Raw genomic sequence first — 27,000 nt, 5'->3', positions numbered from 1 at the left:
TTTCTAAAGCTCGATATGCCGCCTACAAAATATCTTTTGCCGCCTGAGCTCCGGCGATTCTTCCGAAAATGAGGGCTGCGGAAAAATTTGCGCTCGTATCGGTAACTTCGCCGGCAGCATAAGCACCGGGAATAACCGCGCCGCCGGCATCGAGGCACTGCGCGTTTTCATTGCACACGACGCCGCCCTTTGTCATGTGAATGGCGGATTCGATATTCAGCGCATAGTACGGACCTGCAGCATTAAACGGACGCGAGGGTTGTTTTTTGCGCAGCGCGTCTTCAATTTCGCCGGCGGCGGCTCTATTGTAGTCGTTCACCGTTTTAACAAAATTACCTTTGTTTACGCCGATTTTTTCAGCCAGCGCTTCCATCGTATCGGCTTTGACGCCAAGTCCTTTTTTAATATGATCGCCGATACGGAACGAAAAATCGACCATCCCCTGATCGAAAATCATCCAGCAATTTTTACCCTCTTGTTTGAAAATATCCAGTCCTCGCGCAAGACCGTAGGCAACGAGTTCGTTTGTAAAACGCTCACCGTTTTTATTTACCAAAATATAATCGTATTTTTGCGGCGCAACGCGCTCACCGGTAAGTTCGCGACCGCGACTGATCATAAAGCCGAACACAACGGTTTTATCCATGTGACCGAGCTGAAAACCGTGTTTTTCAAAAAGCGGAACCATATCGCCGGTTGCGCCGATCTGATTGGATGAACGAAGCTTTGCCGTACCCGCCGGAGTATATTTTTCGAGCAATGCGGGATTTTGGCAAAAACCGCCCGTCGCAATGATAACCGCATCGGCCGTGATATCGTAGTATTCGTTTTTATGTTTTACTTTCATGCCTGCAAGGCGATTTCCTTTCATGATAAAATCGTATGCCGCCGTCTCCGTCCGCGTTTCGATGCCGAGAGAGGCGATGCGTTTTTCAAGACCGTCGAGTATTTCTTCGCCCGCATACGCATTCGATTCTGCCATGTGGTCGCGATACTCAAACACGTAATTCAAATCGATGCCCATCTTGCGGTACCAGTCGTCCATTTTCACCGTCATATTCGTTTCGGCCGCGAGTCGCGCTTCCGAATCCCACGCCGTCTTTTTGCGGGTTTCGAGAAGCTTTGCAGCGCTGTCTTCCCGCCCGATTTTTTTCTGTGCAAGGCTCGCCGCATGATAAAAAAGCACCATATCGAATTTGCCGTTACCGCCGGTGATTCCCTCTTTTTCGATTATTAAAATATCCTTTGCTGCGACGCCGCTTTCCACAGCGGAAATCGCCGCAGCTTCGCCTGCGGGGCCGGATCCGACGATGAGTATTTTTTTATGCACGGCCGGAAGGTCTTTGCGTTTTCCCGTATCGCCGCTTTTAAAAGCGACGGGGCCCACATCGGTGCCGGCTTTTTTCAGCGCAGCGGCGACTGCCGATTTAATCGAATACGAACTGAAACTCGCCGCGCTGACGCTGTCTACCTGCGGCGTTTGCGCTTTTAGGATACGGGATATGATTATCGGAAACGCACGCTTTTTGACGGGCGACGACTCGTGGTCGGAAACGATACGGATCGCGTCAATTGTTTTTTTCCCCGTAATATCGACTTCGACGACCATATCGCCGTTATACCCGTGCACGGTTTCGATATACGTTACCGATCCGTCCTTTTTGCCGCCGCTTGCACCGAGCAGTATCAACGCCGCCAATGCAATCGGCACAACCGCATTCTTTTTCATCTTCTTCCTCCTTGATATCATACATATATACCGCATTTAACAGTAGCACATATTTCCGATATGTCAAGAATTTTCTAACGGTACGTTCAACCGAATTCTTTTTCGGTTTTCGCTTTAATCGATGTCGCATACTCCGTCGGCGACATGCCCGTTTCGTTTTTAAACTGGCGTGAAAAATAATGGATCGACGAATAACCGAAATGAGATGCGAGTTCCGAAACGTTCATAACCGAATTGCGTATGAGCGTCTTTATCTCATCGATGCGCATACGCGTAAAGTATTTCATCGGGCCGCAGCCGAACCTTTTGGAAAAAATGCTTTTGAGCAAATCGTAGCTGACGTGTACGGTATCGCAGACTTCGTCGGAACGGAGCATCCGAAACATATTTTTCATAAAATAATCGAGCGTCGCTTTGACGATTTCGTCTTCGTACGATAAGCGCGCGTAAGAGCTCACATGCGTCTGTTTGGCAGGCTCCCGTTCGATGTGCGTTCGATAGAGCGACAGCAAAAGCAGTTCGAGGTTGCTTACGATAAGCTGCGCTTCCCACGGAAAAGCCGCAGTCCGCGCTTCCATTTTCGGAACATAGGGATCATCGAGCGGAGTGGCAAATAGGCTCCGCGCGTGAGCGATGATTTCGGCGAGCAGCGACTGTTCCTTTTGCGTATACGAAAGCGTTTTATCTCTAAAAAAATCGATCGCACAAGACGCGCAGATAAACGAAATGACGATGACGTTCGGGGAGTCGATGCCGTTCGCTTTCAGCGCGTGGAATTCGTTCGGCTTGTGAAATTTGATCTGTCCGCGGCGAAGAATCGACCATGCTTTTCCGTTGTATATTTCGATTTCTCCTTTGTCGACGCAGACGAGTTCCCAAAAATCGTGTCGCTCTCCCGCAAACGAAAACGTATTTCGGTATTCAAAATAATGGACCGTTACGATCGCATCGACGGAAATCAATTTTTGAGGATAAAACGGCGTATAGTATGCAGTGTTGTCGATATCCATAGTTCGATTATACATCGATTTTTCTAAAATAACAAATTTTACACCGTATTGTGCAAATACAACCGAAAATTCACATGATACACTTTTACAACTACGGTATTATCGAAAATTATATTTTCCGTTATACTGCATTTTGAGGTTTTCAGCATTTTCAACTAGGGGGATATATGAAAAAATCGGTTACAGCGGTATGTGCGGTTTTTATGTGCGCAGCGCTTTTTATAAGCTGCGGCGGCAAAAAAAACGAAAAGCTTGTATATTGGAGCATGTGGAACGAAGCGGAGCCGCAGGGTAAAGTCATTGCTGAAGCGGTTCGGGAATTCGAAAAAGAAACGGGTATCAAAATCGAAGTCAATTTCAACGGCAGAGAAATCAGGAAAACGCTTCAGCCGGCGCTCGATGCAGGGGAAACGATCGATATCTTCGACGAGGATATCGAACGGGTCGCCAAGACATGGGGAAAATACCTTTTACCGCTCGATTCGTTTATCGATAAAAGCTATCCGACGACGGACGGTAAAGCGTACAAAGACGTCGTAAATACTCTGCTGCTTTCCGTTGCTCGTGAATTAGGCGACGGAACGGTAAAAAATATTCCGTACCAGCCTTCGACCTTTGTCACTATGTACAATAAAGACCTCTTTGCAAAAGCCGGCATCTTGTCTCCTCCCGCGACATGGGATGAAATGCTCGACGCGTGCGCAAAGCTGAAAGCGGTCGGAGTATACGGTATCACCGTCGACGACGCATATATGGCAGCTCTGTTCGGCTACTGCATGGATCGCCTCGTCGGTAAAGACGCCGCGCTTGCAATGGTAAAAAACAACGATTTCACCGGACCGCAAGTGCTTGAGTTCGGAAAGATTTGGGAAAACATGGCGAAAAAGGGCTATATCATCCCAAAAGCCGCATCGAATATTTTTCCTGCGGGACAGGTTGAAGATATTGCGACGGGAAAGGCTGCGATGTATCTCAACGGAACGTGGCTTCCGAATGAAATCAAAGGGAATGCACCCGATATGAACTGGGGAGAATTTGCGTGGCCGGCCATCGCGTCAGCGGGCGACGGTATCGAAGCCAATCACTTCGGTTCGCAGAGTTTCGGCATCAATAAAGATTCAAAGCACGCCGAAGAAGCGTTTCGCTTTATCGTCTATATGACGACCGGCAAATGGGATGAAACTCTTGCATCCGAAAGCATCGGTATTCCCGTCGCAAACGATTCGGAGTGGCCGATGCAGCTTGCCGATGCAAAACTTATCGTCGATTCGACAACGAAGCGGCTTCCGTATGCGTGCGGTATGGAAGACAATTCCGACGTAAACGCAAAGATAAAAGAAAATTTTGCAAAGCTCATCGTCGGCACGCATACGGCGCAGTCGTTTGCGGATGCGATGACAAAATAATATCGGATATTTCCAGCATGCGGGAAGGCGTCGGCGATTCTGAAAGGGATAATCGACGCCGACCTCAAAGTCTTTTTAGCCAGGATAATTTGCGATGCTCAAAAAAAATAAAACGATGATCGCCGTATTTTTAACTCCGGCGCTTATATGCTATGTGCTTTTCTTTTTATATCCGACAATCAGAACCTTCGTCATGAGTTTTTTCCGTATCGAAAGTATTTCCGATCCCGTTTCAACATGGAAATTTTTCGGTTTCGGTAATTATAAAAAGCTGTTTTCGACCCCTATTTTTTTGCAGTCGATGTACAATATCGCGCGCATTTGGTGTATCGGCGGGCTCGGTACGATGTTCATGAGTTTGCTCTTCGCTTTTATCCTGTCGAGCGGCATACGCGCAAAATCGTTTTTCAGAAGCGCCATATATCTTCCGAATGTCGTGAGCGCAGTCGCGATGGGAACGATGTGGATCAATTACATCTACAATCCGGATTACGGTTTGCTGTACACGGTGCTGCATAAAATCGGCATTTTGGATGGAGCGGAAAAGATATTGTGGACGGGACCGGGAAACTTGTTTTGGAGTATGCTCGTCGCATACTGTTTCGGTATGGTCGGCTATCACATGCTCATCTTTATGAGCGGTATCGAGCAGATTCCGCGCGATTATTACGAAGCGGCGCTGCTCGACGGATGCAACGGCTGGCAGCGTTTTCTCCATATAACCGTTCCGTTTTTGCGCGGAGTCGCGCGCACGAACCTCGTCATGTGGACGGTGTATACCGTCGGCTTTTTCGTGTGGGGACAGCTGTTCAGTCCGGTAAATCTTTCGAACGATACCGTCGCTCCGATGAATTATATGTACGAACTCGTGTTCGGCTCTTCATCTTCGGCGAATACGGCACGCGATACGGGAGCGGGAGCCGCAATCGGCATTATCATGATGCTCATCGTTATCGTCGTGTTTTTGTTGACAAGCCGCATCGTTAAAAACGACGACACGGAAGTATAAGGGGAGGCGATACGATGTCCGAAGTTAATACATTGCATACGGGTAAATCGAATGTCGGAAAACGGTATTCCGTTGCTGCAGGGTATACGCTGGTAGGGCTTTGGGTTTTGTTTACGTTTATCCTTATCAGCTGGGTAGTTTTTGCATCGTTTTCGACGTCGCAGGAGATTTTCTCCGATCACATGTTCAAATTCGTAAGCGGTTTTCATTTCGACAATTACGTAAAAGCGTGGAGCACGCAAAGGGTTTCGGTTTTTTTTATGAACTCGCTTTTGTATACGCTCGCATCCTGTACGGCGATCGTCGTCATTTCCGCACCCGCAGCCTATGTGCTTTCCCGTTTTAAATTCAAAGGAAACGCACTGCTGCAGAATATGTTCGCTACGGGGCTCGGCATACCGCTCATAATGGTTATCATGCCGCTGTTCGGCCTCGTGTCGCAGCTGCATTTGACCAATAACCGAATCCTTATCATTTTTTTGTATACGGCGATGAATATTCCGTTCGGTGTGTTTTATCTTTCCGCCTTTTTCAGAAATTTGAGCCCCTCGTACGAAGAGGCTGCGGCTATAGACGGCTGCAATCCGATAGCGGCGTTTTGGATCATCATCTTTCCGCTTGCCCAGCCGGGCATCGTTACGGTGAGCATCTTCAATTTTATCACCGTATGGAACGAATATTTTATGTCGCTCATATTCGCAAACAGAACCGCCGTACGTCCCGTCGCCGTCGGTTTGTACAGTATGATTCAGTCGATGCGCTATACGGGAGACTGGGGCGGTATGTTTGCAAGCGTCGTCATCGTATTTTTGCCGACGTTTATTTTGTACCTGTTCCTCTCCGAACGGGTTATCGCCGGAGTTACGAGCGGCGCGATTAAAGGCTGATCGGTAAGGGGCTTATCGCTATGATATACGCTTCGACCGAAAAAATCTCTGCCGCGCTTTTACAGGGGGAAAACCCGCTGCCGCATTTCCGCTCTCGCGAACACGATATGCGCGTCGAGTTTTGCAAAGGAACGCCGCCCTTTTGTTTGAGCGGAGCGGGTTTTTCATGCGGTTATCGGATTTTACCGTATACGGTGCAGGACAGATACGACCGTAACAGAAAGGAATGCGATATCCGCACGATCGTCATGGAAAACGATTTTATCAAAGCGGAATTTCTTCCCGATTGGGGAGGACGGCTTTGGTCGCTCGTCGACAAAACGGAGGGGCGCGAGCTTTTGTACAAAAACGAAGTGCTCCAGCCGGCAAATCTCGCCATACGCAATGCGTGGTTTTCAGGCGGCATCGAATGGAATGTGGGACAGTACGGGCACGCGTTTACAACCTGTTCGACCGTCGGCTTTGCGTCGGTGCGCGCATCGGACGGTGAAGAATTTCTGCGCATGTATTCGTATGAGCGGTGCAAAGATTTCTTTTGGCAAATCGATTTTCATCTTCCCTCATCCTCGCATTTTTTGTACGCGCATCCGGTTATCTTCAACATAAACGACGAGCCGCTTTCCGTTTATTATTGGACGAATATCGCAGTGCCGCAGACGGACTCGTCCCGCGTGTTCGCTTCTTCCCGTCATGCCCTGTATAAAACGCCGGATGATCAAAACGGCAGACCGACTTTCGGTTACGGCAGTATGCCGTTTTTTCCCATAGCTCCCGACATCGACCTGTCCTATCCTGCGCGCATACCTTTTTCGAGCGAATACTTTTTTAACTGTACCGACGAATCCCATCCGTGGGAAACAGCCCTCGAAAAAGACGGCTCAGGTTTGTTCGACGTTTCGACCGGAGAGCTTTCATACCGTAAAATGTTTTGCTGGGGAAACTGCCGCGGCGGCAGGCATTGGGGGAGCTTTCTCGCAGGGGAAGCCGAAACGTCGCTTGGCGCACGCGAAGGAGAAGAGGAAACTGCCGACTGCCGCTACTTTGAAATACAGGCGGGGCTTTCGCAGACGCAGCTCCACGGCGTCAGTATGCCCCCGCGCGACAGGTGGGAGTGGACGCAGGCTTTCGGACTTCTTTGCGTATCGGCAAGCGATGCCGCATCGAACGATTGGAACCTCGCCGCGAGCGCCGTCGAGCGCAGCGTACGCGATTCGATCGATACGTCAAAGCTCGATTTGCTCGACGCATCCTATGCGGCTGAAGCCGATCTTCCGATTTCAAAAACGCTTTCCGATGCGGGAGAATGGGGCGCGCTCGAAAAAGAGCGGCGGATGATGCAGGGCGAAAGCGATATACCGCCGTCTGCGGCGTTTTGTTTTTCGGACGAGCAAAACCCATGGCGGCTTTTGCTTACGGAAGGAAGCTTTCCGTATCGCGCCCCCGAAGACGGTCCGGGTCAATTTATGACAGGGAGAAAATGGCAGGAACTGCTCGAAGCATACATAGCCGCTTCGAAAGAGATGCCCCCGTGGAATGCATTCTATCACTTGGGCCTTATGAAAATGGAAAACGGCGATGAAAAAGGTGCCGCATCGTGTTGGTTCAATGCCGAAAAAGCGTGCAGCACCGCGTGGACGCAGAGAAATCTCGCGCAGCTTGCGCTTTTCAAAAACGATATTACCGGAGCGCTTTCGCATTATGAGCGCGCGGTGCAGGCTGCAGGATTTTACGCGGACGTCTCCGTCGCCGAAGAATACGCAGCCCTCCTCGTACAAACGGAACGCTATGAAAGAGCGATCGAACTCTATAGCTCGCTTCCCGATGCGTGGAAAAACAGCGACTCTCTTGTCATCGCATACGGCAGGGCATGCGCATCGCTCGGAAAAAAAGATGAAGCGTACAAAACGCTTTCCCGTAACTTTGCGAATATCCGCGAAAGCGAATCCCCTCTCGCCGATATTTGGAGCAGGATGCACGCTTCGCCACCGCCCTTTTGCCTCGATTTCAGCATGAAGTCTTCCGGCGGATCGAACGATCGAAAGGAGCCGTTATGACCGGCGAAAAAGCGAATACGGAAATACGCGATATCCTCTCATCCTATCCGTTTTCCGGAATCTGCCGCTCGTGTGTCCGCTTCGGAAGCGGCCACATCAACGACACTTTTTTTGCAACCTATGACAACGGCGGAAAAGAAAATCGTTATATCGTGCAGCGTATCAATACCGACGTATTCAAAGACGTTGACGCGCTCATGGACAATATCTGGCGCGTTACTTCGTTCCTTGCAGAAAAAATTATTAAAAACGGAGGAGACGCGTCGCGTGAAGCGATGACCTTTATTAAAAATAAAGAGGGGGCTCTCTATACCCGAAGCAAAAAAGGCGCGTGCTGGAGGGCGTATCGTTTTATCGAAGACGCGCTGAGTATAGACGCCGCGCAAAGCGAAGCCGATTTTTACAACGCCTCTTATGCGTTCGGCACATTTCAATATCTTCTCTCCGATTTTCCGGCATCTTCTCTGCATGAAACGATTCCCGCTTTTCACGACACGCCGAAACGCTACCGCGATTTTATCGATACGGTAAAGCGCGACGCGTGCGGTAGAGCGGCATCCGTTCGGGACGAAATCGATTTTTATATTTCGCACGAACGCGATATGCGCGTATACGCCGACGCATACAGCGCAGGCGTCCTTCCCCTCCGCGTGACGCACAACGATGCGAAGCTCAATAACGTGCTCCTCGACAAGGAGACGCGTAAAGGTTTATGCGTTATCGATTTGGATACGGTGATGCCGGGTTTTGCCGGTTTCGATTTCGGAGATGCGATACGTTTCGGCGCGAGCACGGGTGCCGAAGACGAAAGGGATCTGTCGAAGGTGTGCCTTGACGAAGGCCTCTTTCGCGCCGGTGCGGAGGGATATATCGCAGGCTCGCGCGGTACGCTCACCGAAGACGAGCTTCGCCTGCTTCCTGTAGGAGCAAAGATTATGACGCTCGAATGCGGCATGCGCTTTCTCGCCGACTATATCGAAGGCGACCGCTATTTTAAGACAGACCGCGAATCTCACAACCTCGACCGCTCCCGCACACAGATAAAACTCGTCCGCGAATTCGAAACGCGGAAGGATTCGCTCGAAGCGATTGTGCGCTCCGTAGCCTGCATCTACTGATTATACGGCGGCTTTAAGCTTAAGCGCGTTTACGGTTTCGATCATAAAGTCGGCGATATTCGCGCCGGCTTTGCCTTCGTACATCCACGCGGTCTCTTTCGCTTCTCTGCGTGCTGCGGCGAGAGAAGGGCTGTCGCTCGCGTTCTGAATGACGTCTTTGATCGCCGGAAAATCCGCTTCTTCAAGTTTGATGCCGATCTTTTTCAACATTGCAAACTGCCACAACTCTTTTTGCAGATCGTAGGCGTCGTAGGGACGCAGATCGATATCGGCGTTGACGTACATGACCGGTTTATCGCATAAAAATGCATAATCGAATATGATACCTGAAAAATCGGAAATCATGATATCGGCCTTTTTCATCGCGTAGATATTGTCGCGATTGTAATCCCACTCGACGTTTTTGCTGTCTTTGTAGCGCTTTTCGAGACGGTCGAGCATATCGGCTTCAGACTTTTTCGACTGCGGGTGCGGACGCACGATAATACGCCATCCCGTCGCGGCAAGCGGATCGAGGAGGCGTTCGCCGTATTTTTTCAAAACGCCGACATCTCCCCACGACGGAGAGACGAGCACCGTAAAGACGTGATGTTCTTCTTCGGGAATCGCTTTGATCTTTTGCGCAAGCACGTCGAGATAGGTACAGCCGACGGTGACGAGCTCTTTTTTTGCGATGCCGCGCTGAGCTTCGAGCGTACGGATGTCCGCTTTTTGATAATCGCCGGTGAGCAGCACGGAATCGAAGTAGTCGAGGCCGAAGAGACGGTACGTTGTCGCGTCGTTCGGCATGTGGAGCACATGCGAATAGTGACCTACGTTTTTGCTGCGCTTGAGCTGATACACGTTGAGACCGGGCGTCGTCATCAAAACAATGCCTGCGCTTAAGAGATTGAGGCGTGCAAATGCGGCATTTCCTTCGCCGATATATTCCGCTTTAACAAATTGATACTGCTGTTCAAAGACAGGATCGTCTTCGGCCGATGTGTAGTAGACGAGGGGAAGCCGCCGTTTTTCGAATTCGTCCGCGACGGGTTTAAAGACGTTCCAATATTGCTTTCCTTCGCAGTAGACGACGTACTGTTTATACGACGCATCGGCGGTTTGCACACCCTTGCCGCGTTTTCCCGAAAAAAACAATTTCAGTTTTAAAAGCGCCGCTTTGCCGAGAAAAAAAAGCGTCGCAGCCGCTCCGATGAGGATCGAAAAGAGCATACTGCCCGTTCCCGGATCTATATATAAAAATAAAGTCGTCTGCATAATTACTCCCATAAAAACTTTTTTGTGCGGATAAGTATTATTTTATCACGGATCGCCGTTTCAATCAATAAAATATCCGTCATTTACAAATTTTTTCTCTGTTATAAATTTAACATATCACAATAATAAATCGCTTCCTTGACAGTATGCTGCGAACCTGTTAAAATATATTATTATATTCGATACTTATAATCGTTCGGGCGGTTAACTCAGGGGTAGAGTGCTACCTTCACACGGTAGAAGCCATTGGTTCAAATCCAATACCGCCTATATGCAGGCCACTACGCTTTCCGTCACTTTTCCGTCAGGCAAAACACTGTGTGTGCCTTCCGGTACGCCGCTCAATACGCTGCTTCCGCACTTTTCCGAAAACGTGGAGCACATTCTTGCCGTAAAAGTGAACAACGGAATCGAGCCCTTCGATAAACCGCTCGAAATCAATTCCTATCTCGAACCCGTCCTCGACTCGAGCAAAGACGGTGCGCAAGTGTACCGCCGATCGCTGTGTCTCCTGCTGGCAGCCGCGGCGCACAAGCTTTTTCCGCTGTCACGCCTTTTATGCGGCCACAGTCTCGGAAGCGGCTATTACTATACGCTCGAAACGGGAAAGCCTATAAACAAAGAACAGATCGAAGCGCTTGAAAAAGAGATGCGCCTCCTCGTCGCAAAAAATCTTCCGATAACCGTACAGTTCCTTTCCTACACGGATGCGGTTTCGCTTTTTGAAGCGCTCGGGCGCGTCGAAACGCGGCTGCAGCTGAACTATTTTTGTCCGCCGCGCGTCAAAATCAATTCCCTCGACAATTTTTCCGATCTCTATTTCGGTCCCCTTGTTCCGTCGACGGGCTTTTTAAAAACGTTCGGTCTCCTACCCTACGGCAAAGGTTTTTTGCTGCGCTTTCCTCAGCCGTCGGCCCCCGACGAACTGCCCGAATTCGTCGACCAGCCGCAGCTTTTCGAAATCTACAGCCGCTACAAAGAGTGGGGAAAACGCATCGGCGTAACATCGGCGGCAACTTTAAATAAACTCGTCAACGAACGCAAGATAAACGATTTTATCGATATCGCGGAAACCTTTCAGCAACGGCAGTTCGCCGACGTCGCCGATCAAATCGCAAAGCGCGAGCGGGTGCGCGCCGTACTCATTGCAGGCCCGTCGAGTTCCGGGAAAACGACATCTGCAAAAAAACTCGCGCTCGAACTCGAAGCTATCGGCTACCTGCCGCACGTACTCAGTCTCGACAGCTATTATGTCGGACGCGACAAAAATCCGAAAGACGAAAACGGCGATTACGATTACGAATGCCTCGAAGCCCTCGACATCGATTTGCTCAACGACAATCTGCTCGACCTCTTTGCCGGAAAAGAAATACGCATCCCGTCGTACAACTTTCAGCGCGGCGAACGCTATTACGAAGATAAAAATACGATGAAGCTCGCCGACAACGAAATTTTAATAATCGAAGGCATCCACGGCTTAAACGATAAACTGACCTCTCGTATTCCGCACGAGCTCAAATTTAAAATCTACCTGTCCGCGCTCACGCAACTCAACCTCGACGACCACAACCGCATTTCGACGAGCGACAACCGCCTCATCCGTAGAATCGTGCGCGACTCGCAGTTCCGCGGCAAAAGCGCCGCCGAAACGATTTCGATGTGGCCGAGCGTGCAAGCGGGAGAGCAAAAACACATCTTCCCGTTTCAAATCAATGCCGACGCGATGCTCAACACCGCTCTCGACTACGAACTCGCAGTCCTCAAAGTCTACGCCGACCCGCTTTTGCGCTGCGTCAAGCCGACGCAAAAAGAATACGGAGAAGCGTGCCGCCTTTTGAGTTTTTTATACAACTTTTCGCCCGTTCCACCGACGGCCGTTCCGGCGCGTTCGATCATGCGCGAATTTATCGGCGGCAGCGCCTTCCATTATTAATTAACCACTTCCCCTCGCCGCGCGCGCGTTTGTCACGTCGTCGGCGATATCGTTCGCTTCGTTCATCTCCGCATCTTTGTACGCTTTGAACTGCCGATCGCGCAGCTTACGGAGGCCTTCGGTTTTTTGCATCGCTTCCTGCATTTCTTTGCGCCTTTGCTCCGAAACGAGCTTCGCTTCGGCGAGCTTTTCCAAAAGATAAGTTTTTTGCTGGTCGAGGAACGCATAAAAATCGTTTGCCCGCGCTATGGCGTTGAAATCGGTCGAACCGCGCATCTTTTCGGCGAGAGAAGCATATTGAGAAGCGACTTCGTCGATGCGCATTTCAATATCGTGTTCGACCGCCATCGCTTTACCGAGCGCGAGTTCCGCTTCGTTTTGCAGATACTCGCGGTATTTCATCACGTCTTCGAGAGGAAACGCAAATTTTTTCATTCGGATTCTTCGGCAATTTGGGCTGCGCCGAGGGAAGGAACGACGGGAGCTTCTCCGTATTCTTCAATCGGAATCGCAACCCCTGAAAGCTCGGAAAGTTTTTTGAGCGTTTCGTCAAGCGGGCACTTTTCGTATTCTTCCTGCATTAAAAAATCTTCAATACCGGTATGCTTTTCGATTGCGGCATCGATTTCAGCCGAATTTCCTTTTTGATAGATACCCGTCGTAATCATCATTTCGTTGTTCGCATAAGAAGCCATAAGCGTGCGCAGTATGCCGACGGCTTTTTGCGTTTCGCGCCCGGTAACGCGTTTGGAAAGGCGGCTTATCGACTGCAGCACGTCGATCGCGGGGTAATGATAGGCCTGCGCGAGGCGGCGGTTTAAAATGATGTGCCCGTCGAGCGTTCCGCGCACTTTGTCGGTAATCGGCTCGTTGAGATCGTCTCCGTCGACGAGCACGGTGTAAAACGCCGTAATCGATCCCTTGTCGTTTGTACCGGCTCTTTCAAGCAGCTTCGGGATCATATCGAATACGCTCGGCGGATAACCGCGCTGGGCAGGCGGTTCGCCGTTTGCAAGTCCTATTTCGCGCTGAGCTTGCGCAAATCGCGTAACGGAATCGAACATGAGCATGACGTCTTTGCCTTTGTCGCGGAAATATTCGGCGACGGCGGTCGTCACATAGGCTGCGCGCAGGCGGCAGATCGACGGCTGATCGCTTGTCGCCATAACGACGACCGAACGAGCTAAGCCTTCTTTTCCCAAATCGCGGTTTATAAAATCGAGCACTTCGCGGCCGCGCTCTCCGATCAAACCGATAACGTTGATGTCGGCGTCGGTGTTGCGCGCTATCATGCTGATGAGCGTCGATTTTCCGACGCCGCTTCCGGCAAATATTCCGAGCCGCTGCCCCTTACCGACGGTGAGCATCGCATCGATCGCACGAACTCCCGTCGCTACCCGGCGCACGACGGGAAGACGCTTCATAGGATCGGGAGGAGAAGCGACTGCAGGATAATACATTTCCGGCACGATTTCGCCGAGCCCGTCGCAGGGTTTTCCCGTCGCATCGATGACACGGCCCAAAAGGGATGAACCGACGGGAACGCGCAGCACGGAACCCGAAGCGACGACTTCACAGCCGACTTCGAGCCCCTTCGTGTCTCCGTATGCGGTGAGCTTTACCGTCGTACCGTCAAGGGCGACGACTTCGGCCGCAAGCGTTTCATTTGAATCCGGCATGCGGATCGTACACATTTCGCCGATGACCGAACGCGGACCGCGGCTTTCGATTTCGAGACCGTTGACCGCCGTCACGTGTCCGATGTATAAAATCGGATCGATCGTTTCAGCCGTTTTGAGGTATTTTGAAAAATCGAATTCTCCCGTATACGATGAACGCATGTCCCCACCCGCGCCGATTTTATTAATCTAAGAAGACGGTTCGATCACGTCGGATTTTGCAAGCGTCTTTACCGGTGAGATTTCCATGACGCGATTTTCGAGTTCGCTGAGCTGGCTCGAAATGCGCGCGTCGATAGCACCGAAGTCGGTTTCGACGATGCAACCGCCCTTTTCCACCGTCGAATCTTCGACGACCGTAATGCCGCGTATGTTTTCGACCCGCTTGATAAAATCGTCTATGTGCTCCGTCGTGAGTTTGACGTCTTCGAGGTTGACGCGAAGCGTCACTTCGCATCTGCCTTTTACCTTTTTCAGAGCAGCGAGTACATTGCTCATGATGACGCTCTTTTGATTTTCGGAAATGATTTTGACGACTTTGCGCGTCATCAAGATGACGAGTTCTACGATCTGCGTTTCGGTATCGCGCAAAATCTCTTCGCGGCGGTGCATAACGGCTTCGAGCATCGCGTGCATGCGCTCGATGAGACGGTTCGCTTCGGCTTCTCCGTCGCGGTAGCCGCTTTCGTGTCCTTCGTCGAAGCCTTTTTTATGCGCGTCCGATTCGACTTTTTGCTGCTGCGCCGTCGCATCGCGGATCAATTCCTGCGCCGATTCCTGCGCTTTTTTTACGATCTCTTCCGCATTTTTTTGTGCATCGGCTTTAATAATATTCGCTTCGTCGGTTTGACGCTTTACTTCGGCAAAGGCCGCCTGTTCCGCCTTCCGGACGATTTCATCCGCCGATGCCTGCGCTTCGTCGAGCATCCGCTTTTTTTCCGCTTCCCAATTTTTTTTGTACTCTTCCGCTTCACGCCGCAAATCATCTGCCGTCGGTCCTTCGTATTCGGGCGCTTTTTCGACTTTTTTTTCTTCGGCCGGCTTAAAGTCGTGGACGAGCTTCAGCATGACTTCGCCCTTTTGCGATTTGACTTCATTCGGGCGGAAAACGGTTTTTGCCATCTGCTTCCTCTATGCTAAATCAAGTTACGAGTTCGTCTTCACCGGAACGCGCGATGACGATTTCACCGGAATCTTCAAGGCGGCGAATAGTCGAAACGATTTTTTGCTGCGATTCTTCGACATCTTTAAGGCGTACCGGCCCCATGAACTCCATATCCTCTTTTAACATGCTCGCCGCGCGCTTGGACATATTGCGGAAAATTTTATCCTGTACTTCCGTATCGACGGATTTGAGCGCTTTTGCGAGTTCCTGCGTATCGACTTCGCGCAGCACTTTTTGAATGGCGCGGTCGTCGAGCATAACGATATCTTCGAAGACGAACATTTTCTTTTTGATCTCTTCGGCCAAATCGGGATCTTCTTCTTCAAGCGATTCGATGATCGCCTTTTCGGAAGAACGGTCGACGAGGTTCAAAATTTCTACGATGCTGTCGACACCGCCGGCTGCAGTGTAATCTTCGCTTGAAAGCGTCGAAAGCTTTTTTTCGAGCACGCGTTCGACTTCGCGCAAAACATCGGGGGAAGTTCTGTCCATCGTCGCAAGGCGCTTCGAAACTTCCGGCTGCATTTCTTCCGGCAGATTTTGGAGTATGACGGCGGCTTTGCCCGGTTCGAGATACGCGAGGATGAGCGCGATCGTCTGCGGGTATTCCTGCTGAATAAAGTTCAGCAAGTGCGCGGGATCGGTTCTCCGTATAAAATCGAAGGGGCGCACTTGGAGCGAACTCGTGAGGCGGTTGATGATGTCGATCGCTTTTTGGCTTCCGAGCGATTTTTCGAGGAGTTCGCGCGCATAGTCAATACCGCCGGTCGTGATGAAATTCTGCGCGTTCATCAACTCTTGGAATTCTTCAAGAACGGCGTCTTTAAATTCCGCATCGATCGTTTCCAAACGCGCTATTTCAAACGTCAGCGTTTCGACTTCGTCTTCGCGAAGATGCTTCATGATTTCGGCGGAAACGTCGCTGCCGAGCGATACGAGGAAGATCGCGGCCTTTTGCCGGCCGGTTAAACTCTTGTAATCTTTTATGCCTTTTTTGCCGCCCACCGACGTCGGCGTTTTTAAGCTGCCGGGCTTCGGAATCGGCTTCGGATTGTTCGATTTTGCACCTGCGCCCTTCGCTTCTTCTGCCATACTGTCACTCCTCCATCAGCCACGTGCGTATGAGCATCGCGACGTCTTCCGGATGTTCTTTTGCCATCGCGATCGCGTTTTCCTGAAGCTCCGCCCTTCGCGACTCTTCGACGGACATCGTAACGCCCATACCCTCCTCTTTCGCGTCCCACAGCGCCTGCTCGCGGGCAGCCTGCTGCTGGCGCAAAAGCTCTTCTTCGCGAAGACGGCGCCGCCGTTCGATTTCCCGCATAATGAGGCGGATGACGATAAACAGCACGAGCACGAGCGCAACTGCGCCGAGAGAAATCATAATCGCAAGACGCCGCCTGATGCCCGCAAAATACGCTTCGTCTTCTGCGGCAAACTGCGCGGTTCTGTCGTACGGAATATTCGTCACCGTTACGATATAATTTTTGCTGACATCGTAGCCGACAGCTCCTTGAATATAGTTCGCCGTCTGCACGAGCGTATCCGTCGGAACGGGCGTATACACGCGCTGGATCCTGCCCGTTTCCGGATCTATAACCGGCTGATGGGTTTTCGGATCGAGCTGCGTCGTCCACGTACCGTCGACATTCGCCGCAACCGAAACGCGGTCTATCTGCGGACTCGTCTCTTTGTGCTCCTGAGTAGTATTGACGACGTTGTTTTGCGTAACGCCCGTTTCGGTAGAACGCCCGATGACGTTCGACATATCGGAATACACGGGCGGCGTCTGACCTTCGGTGCCCGCAGGTCCTTCGGGATTAAAGCCCGTACCCTGCCACTCTTTCGTAACGGTCTGCTGCGAAATCGTGAGCGAATCGCGGAGCTCCGAATCGTCGTAAGGAGTGCGCGGATTGTCGGCGCGGATTTGAATCGGCGTGTAGATCGTAGAATCGCTCGTACGCTTCGACATATCCATATCGATTTTGATATTCAAATCGCGCATGCGGTCTTCGGTATACGTACTCTGAAGCGATTTTAAAATCTGCGCACGGTAGTAGGCTTCGAGCTTTTGAATTTCGCGCTGCTGGCGCGCAACGAGATTGACGGTATCGATCGCATCCATCGCGGCGAAATCGTTTAAGACATTGCCGTCGGCGTCGGTGATCGTAATGTTTTCGGGACGCAATCCTTCGACCGCCGTCTGCACGAGGCTTTGGATGCCGCGTATGCGCCTGGGATCTTGCAGCAGAGAACTCATAGGCTTTACGCGCAAAATGATGCTTGCAGTTACCGGATTTTGTTCGGAAATAAACAGAGAGTTGTCCGGCAAAACGATGTTGACGTCGGCCTTCGTTATGTCGTCGATCGCTTCGAGGTGCTGTTTGACCGTCTGCGTGATCGCGTTTTTAAGGCGCACGTTTTGTTCGGCGTCCGTCGTCGACCAGCTTCGATTGTAAAACGAAGCGAACGGATCGATATTCGACGGGACAAGTCCCTCGCCGATAAGTACGTCCCTCATGCGCCGCGCGGTGCGTTCGTCTCCGACGGAAATATAACCGTCGTCGGTCACGTAGGCTTCGACGTTTTGTTCGCTCAATTTGTCGAGGATTCTCGTCCGCGCCGTCTCGTCGGTAACCGGCGAATTGAAAAGCCGCACCGTCGTCGGACGCGACGAAAGAGATGCCGCGAGCACGATTGCAACGATGACGAGCGCAACAAGGGCAAAGAGCACGACCTTTTGTACGACCGTTCCTTTTGCCCACAAATTTCGTATAGATTCAGTAAGCCTTTTGAGCCATTCGTTCATCTACCCCTCCCGTGAACGAATACGTAAAACGGCAAATCGCACCGTTAAAGTATAGGGAATTATACCATATTATTATATTTTTGAAAAGAGAAAATTTTATAAACGCTCATCGCCGCCTCATACCGTGCACGCAGGTACATGAAGCGCACCCTTACCGCGTCGTTGTGATTTCGTTCCAACCGGAAACGATACGATCGATCACGTTTTGCGCAAGGCCGAGCGACATCCGCGCTTTCGCCATCGCGATCGTCACGTCCTGCGGATCGACCGATTCGGGTTCGGTGAGAATCTTTTGTTCGAGCGCGTCGACGTCGAGCTGCTCGGCATTCATCGACTTTACCGCGTCGATGAGGTAGGATTCGAAATCGATTCGCTTTTTTTCAAGCGCGTTTTTTGCAGCGGACGGAATGCCGTTCAGCGGAGCGCCCGCTATATCCGAAAGATTTGCGCGGCCCGTGTGAGCGGAGAGCGTGCGGTTCATCTGCAATGTGCCGAATTCCGGTATTTTCATAATTTTCCCCTGCGCTCAAATCGTCCGAGCGCTTTTACCCGCCGTCATTATAGCGCTTTTACCGTCCTATTTCCAGTGCGGAAGCAAACATATCTTTTGCGCCTTCGATGACCGTCGAATTGGCTTCATAAGCGCGCGAAGCTGCGATCAAGTCGACCATTTCGTTGACGATGTTGACGTTCGGATATTCGACGTATCCCTTGTTCGGTCCCGACTGTATCGCGTCGGGATGCGTCGGATCGTAGACGAGGCGGCCTTCGGTATCGGTATCTTTTACGATCTGTAAAACGCGTACGCCCTTTCCCGGACCCTCGTCCAAGTCTTCGGGACAAAACGGCATACGCCACTGCACCGACTTTTCGCCGATCGCTTGGAGTATGACGCGAGAACGTTTAAAGGGGCCTCCTTCCTGCGTCCTCGTCGTAGAAGCGTTCGCGATATTGTTTGCGATGACATCGCTTCGAAGACGTTCGGCTGCCATCCCCGTCGCGGCAACGTTTATACTTGAAAAAAGTCCCATACAATACTCCCGTAAAGTGCGCGCCTTTTACGCGCAGTTTAAGCTATAGTTTAGAAGTGCCTATCAGCCTTTTTGCATCGCAGTGTTCACTTGCGAAAATTCGAAATTGATAAGAGAAGCCATCATGCGATACTGCATCTGCGACTGCAAAACGATCATCGCTTCGGTTTCCGCATCGACGTTGTTGCCGTTCGGCTTCGCAGTCGTCGTATAATCGAGGACGCGCCTCGGCTCGACGTCGCGGTAATCATAGGGCTCGTTGAGCGCAAAATGCCTTTCGTCGGTTCGCGTCAGCTGAAAACCGTTTTTCGCCTTTTCTTCCGATTCGAACGCGCGTTTGAGTTCGCTTTCAAAATTGACGACGCTGCGTTTGAAATTCGGTACGCCGCTTGCGGCCATATTGTTCGCCGACACTTGATAGCGCAGCGTATTGACATCCATACCGCGGTGCAGTAAATCGACCGCCCTCGTAAAGGTACTCATACTACAAATTTCGGCAGATAGCGGAAAGGGGTTTAGCGGAAAATAAGGGAGAATCGGCGGGGCGTATAAAAGAGGATTCCCGCCGAAAAGATATTTCGGCGGAAAACTCGCTGTACAGCCTTAGAGTATATAGCGCGACATATCGCCGTCGGTGACGATATCTTTGAGCTTGTCGTCGACGTATGCCGCGTCGATATCGATCGTTTCGCCTGCATGTTCATCCGCGGTAAACGAAATATCGTCGAGCACTTTTTCCATAATCGTGTGGAGCCGCCTCGCGCCGATGTTTTCGCTCTTTGCGTTTACGTCTTCGGCGAGAAAGCTCATACGGTCGATCGCATCCTCGGCAAAACGTACCGTCACTCCTTCCGTTTCGAGGAGCGCAACGTACTGTTTTGTAAGCGCGTTTTTCGGCTCGGTGAGGATTTTTTTGAAATCGTCTTTTTTGAGCGCATCGAGTTCCACGCGCAGCGGAAAGCGTCCCTGCAGTTCGGGAATCAAATCGCTCGGAGCCGAAACGCTGAACGCTCCGGCCGCGATAAACAAAATATGAGAGGTATCGACGACGCCGTACTTCGTATTTACATTGCTGCCTTCGACGATCGGAAGGATGTCGCGCTGCACGCCTTCGCGGGAAACGTCCTGCCCGCGCGATTCTCCGTTTTTCGTCGCGATCTTATCGATTTCGTCGATAAAGATGATGCCGTTTTGTTCGACCCGTTTTTTCGCTTCGGATGCGACTTTATCGCGGTCGATCATCGTGTCGAGCACTTCTCCGCTTATGATTTTCCGCGCTTCGTGGATCGTCACGGTTCTCCGCTTCGCTTTGTTTCCGCCCGAAAACATACCGGCGATGCTCTGCATACTGCTTTCGAGATCTTCCATATTGCCGCCGGCGATGATTTCCATGCTCGGCATTTGAAACTGAGGATGTATCGTAAGCTCCACTTCTCTCTCTTCGAGCTTTCCTTCGCGCAGCATCGTGCGCAACTTTTCCCGCGTCGAGCTTTCTTTTTGCCGGCTTTCACTCTGCGCTTCCGCATCGGATGAGGCGGCCGCTTCCGATACCGCATCGTATAAAGCGGATCTTTCCGATGACGCATTCCGTGTAGCATCTTTTTCCGAAGCGCTGCCCGACCGATCGGAAAGAGATGACGCTTTCGATTCCGCTCCGCCCGCTCCGCTTCCGTTTATAAACGTAAAGATATTTCCGAGGACAGCCGCATCTTTTTTTTCGTTCGCTTTTGCAGCCCTGTCTTTTTCGGCGGAACCGGGGAGCAGGAGATCGAGAAGCCGGTCTTCGACGAGGGGTACGCTTTTTTCGCGCAAACGTTCTTCCATTTCCGCTTTGACGTCGTTGAAACCGACCGCCATCAAATCGCGTATCATCGATTCGACGTCGCGCCCGACGTAGCCGACTTCGGTGTACTTCGTCGCTTCGACTTTTAAAAAGGGCGCCGAACACAGCTTTGCAAGCCGCCGCGCGATTTCCGTTTTGCCGACGCCGGTCGGTCCTATCATGAGGATATTTTTCGGCGCAACTTCGTCGCGGATATCTTCGGGGAGTTTCAAACGGCGGTAGCGGTTACGCAGCGCAACGGCGACCGCGCGCTTCGCCTTTTCCTGTCCGATGATGTATTGATCGAGCCTGAGGACTATTTCCTTCGGCGTCAAATCCGTGTGTACTTCTGCCGGTACGTCGCTCATGCGTTTATGCCTCCTCTACCGTCAAATTGCCGTTCGTATAGATGCAAATTTTGCCCGCAATTTCAAGACTCTTTTCCGCAATTTCCGAAGCGCTCATATCGGAGCTTTCGAGATACGCGAGAGCCGCCGAATACGCATAATTTCCCCCGCTTCCGATCGCGCACACGTCGTTTTCCGGTTCGATGACGTTGCCGTCGCCTGAAATGAGCAGTATCTTCGTTCCGTCGGCGACGAGGAGCTCGGCTTCGAGCTTTTGCAGCGAACGCTCGGTACGCCACATTTTGGCAAGCGCGACGGCGCTGCGCATGATGTCGCCCGAATACTCTTTTAATTTTTCTTCGAATTTATCGAACAGCGTAAACGCGTCCGCAACCGAACCTGCGAATCCCGTAAGCACTTTGCCGTCGTATATTTTGCGCACTTTGCGCGCGTTGCCCTTTACGACCGTATTACCCGCGGTCACCTGTCCGTCGCCCGCCATCGCAACCTTTCCGTTCCGGCGGACGGCGATAACCGTCGTACTGTGAATTTTTCTTGCAGCCATATACACTCCAACAAAAATAAAAAAATAAGCGGCGCGGCCGTTTTACACCGGCGCTTTTGCCGCCGCTTCGCAATCGATTCGATTCCACACAATTAACAATTATCTCATTATCAATTATCTCACCCTTTTCCGTGCGGATGCGCTTTTTCATACAATTCGATAAGACGCTCCGTCGTGATATGCGTATAGCGCTGCGTCGTCGAAATGCTCGCGTGTCCCAAAAGCTCCTGCACGACGCGCACGTCCGCGCCTTGTGAAATCATCGCGGTCGCAAACGTATGCCGAAGCGCGTGCGGCGAAATATGGCGAGCCGTCCCTTCCGCACCCGAATAGCGCGACAGTATCCAGCGGATGCCGTGCGCACCGAGAGCGGTGCCTCTCCTGTTGACGAATATTTCGCTCACATTGTCCGTCATACGTTTTTTTGCAAAAAACTTTTTCCTGTCGGCAAGATACGCTTTGAACGCTTTTTGCGCATCTTCTCCGAAATACACGCGGCGGTCTTTACTGCCCTTTCCGGTGACGAGAGCGGAAGAAAAATCTTCCGACATATCGCTTAAGCGAACGGAAGCGAGCTCCGAAACGCGGCACCCCGACGAATAGAGCATTTCCAAAATAGCGCTGTCACGAGACGCCCACAGGATTTCTTTTTCTTTCGGTACGGCGCACAGCTCGTCGACTTCCGCGCCGGTTAAAAAGCGCGGCACGTGATGCGGCATCTTTACCGTTTTGATTTCCTCTGCGGGATCTGTATTAATATACTCAAATTTTTTGCAATAGGCAAAAAAAGTTCTACACGCGGCGATAAAGCGGTTTACGGTTGCGCTTGATTTTTTTTCTTTTGAAAGAACTCCGATGCAGCTTCTGATATCTTCGGCGGACGCTTCCTTCACGTCTTTTTCCGCGCCCAAAAAAGCCGAAAGGCGTCGCAAATCGTTTCGGTACGCACAAACGGAATTGAGCGAAAGTCCGCGCACGGCTTCGAGGTAGAGCAAAAATTCGTCTATCGCATCCGAAAGGCGCATCGGTTTACCCTGCGCTATTGCCGAGACTCGGGAGCACCTTCCGACTCTTTTTCAAAAGCCGCAGCATCGTCGGCGGAGTGCAAAAAGGTGCAGTCGGGATTAATGCACGATTTATACGTGCCGTTCTTTTTATCGTATTTTTCGACGAGAAACCATCCGCACTTCGGACAATACTGATCGATCGGTTTGAAATGCGAAATAAAATTGCACTTCGGGTAATTCGTACAGCCGTAGAATTCTTTGCCCCTTCCCTTCGTTTTCCGTGCGACGATCTCTCCGTCGCAGCCGGGCATCGGGCACTTCGCAAGCGGGATCGAACGCGTGTTGCGGCATTCGGGAAATCCCGAACAGGCGAGAAAGTATCCGAAGCGGCCGAGTTTTTTGACCATGGGCTTTCCGCATTTTTCGCACACGATATCGGTTTTTTCGTCGAGAAAGCCTTTGACGCTTTCCTGCGTTTCCATCACGTCGTCGACGCGTTTTTTGAACGGGCCGTAAAAATCTTTTATCATTCCGTTCCACACGAGCGCGCCCTGCTCCACTTTGTCGAGATCGTTTTCGACTTCCGCGGTAAAATGTTCGTTGATGACGTTCGGAAATGACTCGACGAGGATTTTGCATATCATGCGGCCGAGGACAGTCGGCACGAGCTGACGGTTCGTCCGCGTTACATAATAGCGGTCGAGCAAAACCGAAATGATCGGCGCATAAGTCGAAGGTCTGCCTATCCCCTTTTCTTCGAGCGTTCGAACGATGGACGCATCGGTGTAGCGCGCGGGCCCTTGAGTAAAGTGCTGTTCGGGATAAAATTTTTCGCACGCGATTTTTTCGCCTTCTTTCAGCGAAGGGAGATTTCCGGTTTTATCCTCTTTCGACGAAAGGAGTTTGATGACATGATAAAAACCCTTGTCGACTATTTTGCTTGCGGATGCGCGGAAAATCGCATCGCCCGAAGCGATTTCGACGCTCGTCGTCCGCGTCTTCGCGTTGTTCATCTGACTCGAAACGAAACGCTCCCAAATGATCGAATAGAGGCGAAGCTGATCGCGCGTCAAATATTCTTTTATCGAATCGGGCGTATACGACACGTAGGTCGGGCGGATGCCTTCGTGCGCGTCCTGAGCCGCTTTTCCGACTTCATACTTTACAGGTTCGGCAGGCAAGTCGTCGGGATAATTTTTTGAAAGCCACGAGCGTACTTCGTCGAGGGCGGTTTGCGAAATGCGCACGGAGTCGGTACGCATATACGTGATGAGACCTACGCGGCTTTCACCGACGTTGACGCCTTCATAGAGCTGCTGCGCGATCTGCATGGTTTTCCTCGACGTGTAGCCGAGGCGGTTTGCGGCCGCCTGCTGCAATTTCGACGTCGTAAACGGCGCTTTCGGTTTTACCGTCTTATCGGTCGTCTTTACGCTTACGACCGTGCAGTCGGAATTTTTTATCAAGTCGATGATTTTATTGACTTCGGCTTCGTTTTTCAATTCAGCCTTTTCACCCTTGTACGAAACGAGCTGAGCGGTAAATGTCGTTTTGCCTTTTACAAAATCCGCATCGAGCGTCCAATATTCTTCGGGCAGAAAATTTTCCACTTCTTCTTCGCGCTCGCAGATGAGACGAAGCGCGACCGACTGCACGCGGCCGGCCGAAAGACCGTTTTTCACTTTACTCCACAAAAGCGGACTTAAATTGTAGCCGACGAGACGGTCGAGCACGCGCCGCGCTTTTTGCGCGTTCACTTTGCTTTCGACGATTTCGTCGGGATGCTTGACCGCTTCTTTAATCGCAATCGGCGTGATTTCGTTGAACACGATGCGGCTGATCGGAGCGCTCGTCTTTTCTTTCAGCGCCTTATTCAAATGCCACGCGATCGCTTCTCCTTCGCGGTCGTTATCGCTTGCGAGCAGGACGGACGTCGATTTTTTCGCATCCTTTTGCAGCTCTTTTAATAATTTTGCCCTGCCTCTCACGGTGATGTATTCGGGCTGAAAATCGTGATCGACATCGATCGCAAGGCGCGATTTCGGTAAATCGATCAAGTGTCCCATGGACGCTTTTACCGTATAGCCCGGGCCGAGATATTTTTCGATCGTATGCGCTTTTGCCGGAGATTCGACAATCACGAGCGTCGATTCTTTTGTTTTTGAAGCACGTTTTTTTGCTGCATCAGCCATAGCATTCTCCCATAAAAATTTTAACGCGAGAGTGCGGCATTCCGCGCCGCACCCGTAGTGCAATTAAGGAAACTGTCCAAAAACTTCAGTTTTTGGACAGCCGCGTATAAGGGCATCTTAAAAAACTTGCCCCGAGCGATTTTTTCAAAATTTTCGCCCCTCTTAAAAAAGAGAGGGCTCGCCGCTTCGCGCACCGGGGGATTCCGAGCGGCAGCGGCGGTAATCGGCATAATCTTTTATAACCGGAGCGCCGTCGGCGACGTATTTTTCCGCCGTTCGCTCGGTCTTTCCTTTTGCGGCTTCTCCCCTCTCGATCTTTTTTTCGAGCTCGCACTTCGCTTGCCGCGAAACCGCCTTTGCAGGAGCGGAAAACGCCGCTTCGTGAATCATCACGTCGCGGTTATAATCGAGGGCGTACTGCGCCGTAATGAGCGCGCCGCTTCCCGGGGGCGATTCAACGACGACGGTCGCAGGCGACAGAGCCGCGATGATGCGGTTTCTGTGCACGAATCTCCACGCTTCGGCAGGGACTCCCGGAAGATATTCGCTTACGAGAACCCCGCCCGTTTTAATAATTTTTTCCGCAAGCCTTTTATGCGAAGACGGAACGATCATATCCGCTCCGCACGGAAGGATGGCCGCGGTCTTTCCGCAATTTTTTTCAGTTCCCGCTTCCATCGCATCGAAACAGGCATCGACGGCTCCCGCGTGAACCGAAGCGTCGATTCCGTACGCGAGACCCGACACGACCGTAACACCGTTTCGGGCGGCATCGTGCGCAAACGAAAAAGCCGCTTCTTTTCCTTCTCTCGTCATACGCCGCGTTCCGACGACGGAAACCGTTTCGCCTGAAAGACAGGATACGTCTCCTCGGCAAAACAACATAAAAGGCGCATTTTCCGCTTCCGCAAGAAGCGCGGGATATAAAGCTTCCCCGTTTAAAATCGTTTCGATGCCGAACGCTTTAATAATCCTTTCGGCCTTTTCCGCTTCGCGTACGCACGAAGGGCCGTTCCACACCGCGGCTCGAAAAGTTCTTCCGACAAGCGTTGCGATATCGTCTATAGACAGTAGCGCAAGGGCGGCGGCACTGTCAAGGTTCTTCAGTAAAATATTTTTTTCACGCAGCGTCAAAAACGATACGCCCGCAAGACACAGAGAAAGAAAATAGTTTTCCTTCTCAACGCCCATAGGCCGCATCCAAAGCGATTTTTTTATTTGCTTCCGCGCTCGCCTTTTTTTCTTTATCTTTCGTCGTTTTAATAATGGAATCGTACATATCCGCCGACGCTTGAAAATCTCCGGTACGGAAATACGCGTTCGCAAGAACGAATTTCGCATCGGTATGTCCCGTATCGATGCTTAAAAGCGTTTTAAGATACGGGATCGCTTTTTCGCTTTCGCCGAGTTCGAACACATAGAGCACGCCGAGTCCGTAGAGCGCGCGGACATAGCGGCTTTCGATCGCGATCGCGCGGAGATATGCCGACTCCGACAATTTCAAATAATTATATTTTTTTGTCGTACTGCCCGTCGCATCGTAATCGAGCGCCGAATGCGCCATATAACCCGCGCACACGCCGACATAGTAATAGAGGTTTTGATTTGTCGGATAATACTCGATCGCCTTTTGATAACACGAAAGCGCTTCGCCCCACATCTTCAAATCGATATAGCGCGAGCCGAGTATCTTATACCAAATGCCGATTTGCTCGTTCGCAAGCGTTATATCCGCAACGCGCTTTTCGTATTTTGCGATAGCCTCTTTGTATTCGTCGATCGTCGTCGGAGACGAAACGCCTTCTTCCGTCTGCTGCAGACGTTTGACGGCTGCATTCGACGATCCGCATGAAACGAACATTAAAATTAATAATAATAAACTTGCCGTTATATGTATTTTTTTCATAGCAACCTCGATTTTCGAATCTTTCCGTATCAATATAACAATATATAATAAAATTGCAAGAACAAGGCAATCGA

Annotated in this window: 23 protein-coding genes and 1 tRNA gene; 7 read left to right on the top strand and 17 right to left on the bottom strand. The window is 51.1% G+C overall.

The genetic code is table 11. The features are described from left to right. Nucleotides 1-22: 22 nt before the first annotated feature. Complete coding sequence (locus IZU26_RS11245; protein ID WP_433279095.1) at nt 23-1,729, bottom strand: FAD-binding protein; 1,707 nt, start codon at nt 1,727-1,729, stop codon at nt 23-25. Between the two features lie 86 nt (nt 1,730-1,815). After that, nucleotides 1,816-2,739, bottom strand: a complete 924-nt coding sequence (locus IZU26_RS11240) for an AraC family transcriptional regulator (protein ID WP_310823351.1) — start codon at nt 2,737-2,739, stop codon at nt 1,816-1,818. Nucleotides 2,740-2,906: 167 nt separating this feature from the next. Here IZU26_RS11240 and IZU26_RS11235 point away from each other — a divergent pair, with 167 nt between their 5' ends. The 5 genes from IZU26_RS11235 (at nt 2,907) to IZU26_RS11215 (ending at nt 9,213) form a co-directional block, all read left to right on the top strand. Continuing rightward, nucleotides 2,907-4,145 carry an ABC transporter substrate-binding protein gene (locus IZU26_RS11235; RefSeq protein WP_433279093.1) on the top strand — a complete coding sequence of 413 codons (1,239 nt, stop codon included), beginning with the start codon at nt 2,907-2,909 and terminating at the stop codon, nt 4,143-4,145. 94 nt (nt 4,146-4,239) lie between these two features. Next, a complete protein-coding gene (locus IZU26_RS11230; protein ID WP_021331411.1) occupies nt 4,240-5,154 on the top strand; it encodes a carbohydrate ABC transporter permease in 915 nt (304 codons plus the stop codon). Nucleotides 5,155-5,168: 14 nt separating this feature from the next. After that, entirely contained in the window at nt 5,169-6,041 is an 873-nt protein-coding gene (locus IZU26_RS11225) for a carbohydrate ABC transporter permease (RefSeq protein ID WP_021331357.1), read from the top strand. Between the two features lie 20 nt (nt 6,042-6,061). Then, on the top strand, nt 6,062-8,095 hold the full coding sequence (locus IZU26_RS11220) for a DUF5107 domain-containing protein (protein ID WP_433279091.1): 2,034 nt from the start codon (nt 6,062-6,064) through the stop codon (nt 8,093-8,095). After that, on the top strand, nt 8,092-9,213 hold the full coding sequence (locus IZU26_RS11215) for a phosphotransferase enzyme family protein (protein WP_433279089.1): 1,122 nt from the start codon (nt 8,092-8,094) through the stop codon (nt 9,211-9,213). Before IZU26_RS11220 ends, IZU26_RS11215 begins: the two co-directional genes overlap by 4 nt. On the opposite strand, the gene IZU26_RS11210 is transcribed toward IZU26_RS11215, so the two are convergent. Further along, nucleotides 9,214-10,470: a CDP-glycerol glycerophosphotransferase family protein gene (locus IZU26_RS11210; protein ID WP_433279087.1), complete on the bottom strand. Its 1,257-nt coding sequence runs from the start codon at nt 10,468-10,470 to the stop codon at nt 9,214-9,216. Between the two features lie 198 nt (nt 10,471-10,668). Between IZU26_RS11210 and IZU26_RS11205 the strand changes: the two genes are divergently transcribed. After that, a tRNA-Val gene (locus IZU26_RS11205) sits at nt 10,669-10,740 on the top strand. A gap of 1 nt (nt 10,741) precedes the next feature. Further along, nucleotides 10,742-12,403 carry a nucleoside kinase gene (locus IZU26_RS11200; protein ID WP_038081782.1) on the top strand — a complete coding sequence of 554 codons (1,662 nt, stop codon included), beginning with the start codon at nt 10,742-10,744 and terminating at the stop codon, nt 12,401-12,403. Here IZU26_RS11200 and IZU26_RS11195 read toward each other — a convergent pair whose 3' ends face one another. From IZU26_RS11195 to IZU26_RS11130, 14 genes are all read right to left on the bottom strand, one after another. Beyond that, entirely contained in the window at nt 12,404-12,838 is a 435-nt protein-coding gene (locus IZU26_RS11195) for a flagellar export protein FliJ (RefSeq protein ID WP_433279085.1), read from the bottom strand. After that, entirely contained in the window at nt 12,835-14,244 is a 1,410-nt protein-coding gene (locus IZU26_RS11190) for a FliI/YscN family ATPase (protein ID WP_021331370.1), read from the bottom strand. The genes IZU26_RS11195 and IZU26_RS11190 overlap by 4 nt, the downstream gene beginning before the upstream one ends. Nucleotides 14,245-14,271: 27 nt before the next feature. Beyond that, nucleotides 14,272-15,204: a flagellar assembly protein FliH gene (gene fliH, locus IZU26_RS11185; RefSeq protein WP_021495416.1), complete on the bottom strand. Its 933-nt coding sequence runs from the start codon at nt 15,202-15,204 to the stop codon at nt 14,272-14,274. A gap of 19 nt (nt 15,205-15,223) precedes the next feature. Continuing rightward, nucleotides 15,224-16,339 carry a flagellar motor switch protein FliG gene (gene fliG, locus IZU26_RS11180; RefSeq protein WP_021331386.1) on the bottom strand — a complete coding sequence of 372 codons (1,116 nt, stop codon included), beginning with the start codon at nt 16,337-16,339 and terminating at the stop codon, nt 15,224-15,226. Nucleotides 16,340-16,343: 4 nt separating this feature from the next. After that, nucleotides 16,344-18,056, bottom strand: a complete 1,713-nt coding sequence (gene fliF, locus IZU26_RS11175) for a flagellar basal-body MS-ring/collar protein FliF (protein ID WP_433279082.1) — start codon at nt 18,054-18,056, stop codon at nt 16,344-16,346. A 151-nt stretch (nt 18,057-18,207) separates the two neighbouring features. Next, nucleotides 18,208-18,567, bottom strand: coding sequence for a flagellar hook-basal body complex protein FliE (fliE, locus tag IZU26_RS11170; RefSeq protein ID WP_433279080.1), 360 nt, complete (start codon nt 18,565-18,567; stop codon nt 18,208-18,210). Between the two features lie 58 nt (nt 18,568-18,625). Beyond that, a complete protein-coding gene (gene flgC / locus IZU26_RS11165; protein ID WP_021331366.1) occupies nt 18,626-19,087 on the bottom strand; it encodes a flagellar basal body rod protein FlgC in 462 nt (153 codons plus the stop codon). Nucleotides 19,088-19,150: 63 nt separating this feature from the next. Next, nucleotides 19,151-19,570: a flagellar basal body rod protein FlgB gene (gene flgB / locus IZU26_RS11160; RefSeq protein WP_016520259.1), complete on the bottom strand. Its 420-nt coding sequence runs from the start codon at nt 19,568-19,570 to the stop codon at nt 19,151-19,153. A 120-nt stretch (nt 19,571-19,690) separates the two neighbouring features. Then, the gene (gene hslU / locus IZU26_RS11155) at nt 19,691-21,277 is read right to left on the bottom strand and encodes an ATP-dependent protease ATPase subunit HslU (protein ID WP_433279078.1); all 1,587 of its coding nucleotides are present in this window, start codon (nt 21,275-21,277) and stop codon (nt 19,691-19,693) included. 4 nt (nt 21,278-21,281) lie between these two features. Continuing rightward, nucleotides 21,282-21,821 carry an ATP-dependent protease subunit HslV gene (gene hslV, locus IZU26_RS11150; protein WP_021331371.1) on the bottom strand — a complete coding sequence of 180 codons (540 nt, stop codon included), beginning with the start codon at nt 21,819-21,821 and terminating at the stop codon, nt 21,282-21,284. Between the two features lie 119 nt (nt 21,822-21,940). Beyond that, nucleotides 21,941-22,846 (bottom strand): tyrosine-type recombinase/integrase, encoded by a 906-nt coding sequence (locus tag IZU26_RS11145; protein WP_433279076.1) that lies wholly within the window; start codon nt 22,844-22,846, stop codon nt 21,941-21,943. Between the two features lie 14 nt (nt 22,847-22,860). Then, the gene (topA, locus tag IZU26_RS11140) at nt 22,861-25,020 is read right to left on the bottom strand and encodes a type I DNA topoisomerase (RefSeq protein ID WP_021331401.1); all 2,160 of its coding nucleotides are present in this window, start codon (nt 25,018-25,020) and stop codon (nt 22,861-22,863) included. Between the two features lie 162 nt (nt 25,021-25,182). Continuing rightward, nucleotides 25,183-26,211, bottom strand: a complete 1,029-nt coding sequence (locus IZU26_RS11135; protein WP_433279074.1) for a DNA-processing protein DprA — start codon at nt 26,209-26,211, stop codon at nt 25,183-25,185. Then, the gene (locus IZU26_RS11130) at nt 26,201-26,926 is read right to left on the bottom strand and encodes a tetratricopeptide repeat protein (RefSeq protein WP_433279072.1); all 726 of its coding nucleotides are present in this window, start codon (nt 26,924-26,926) and stop codon (nt 26,201-26,203) included. Before IZU26_RS11130 ends, IZU26_RS11135 begins: the two co-directional genes overlap by 11 nt. Nucleotides 26,927-27,000 lie beyond the last annotated feature (74 nt).

Source organism: Treponema sp. SP13 (genome assembly GCF_050938355.1).
Lineage (GTDB): Bacteria > Spirochaetota > Spirochaetia > Treponematales > Treponemataceae > Treponema_D > Treponema_D socranskii.
This window is presented reverse-complemented; position numbering and strand designations above follow the sequence as displayed.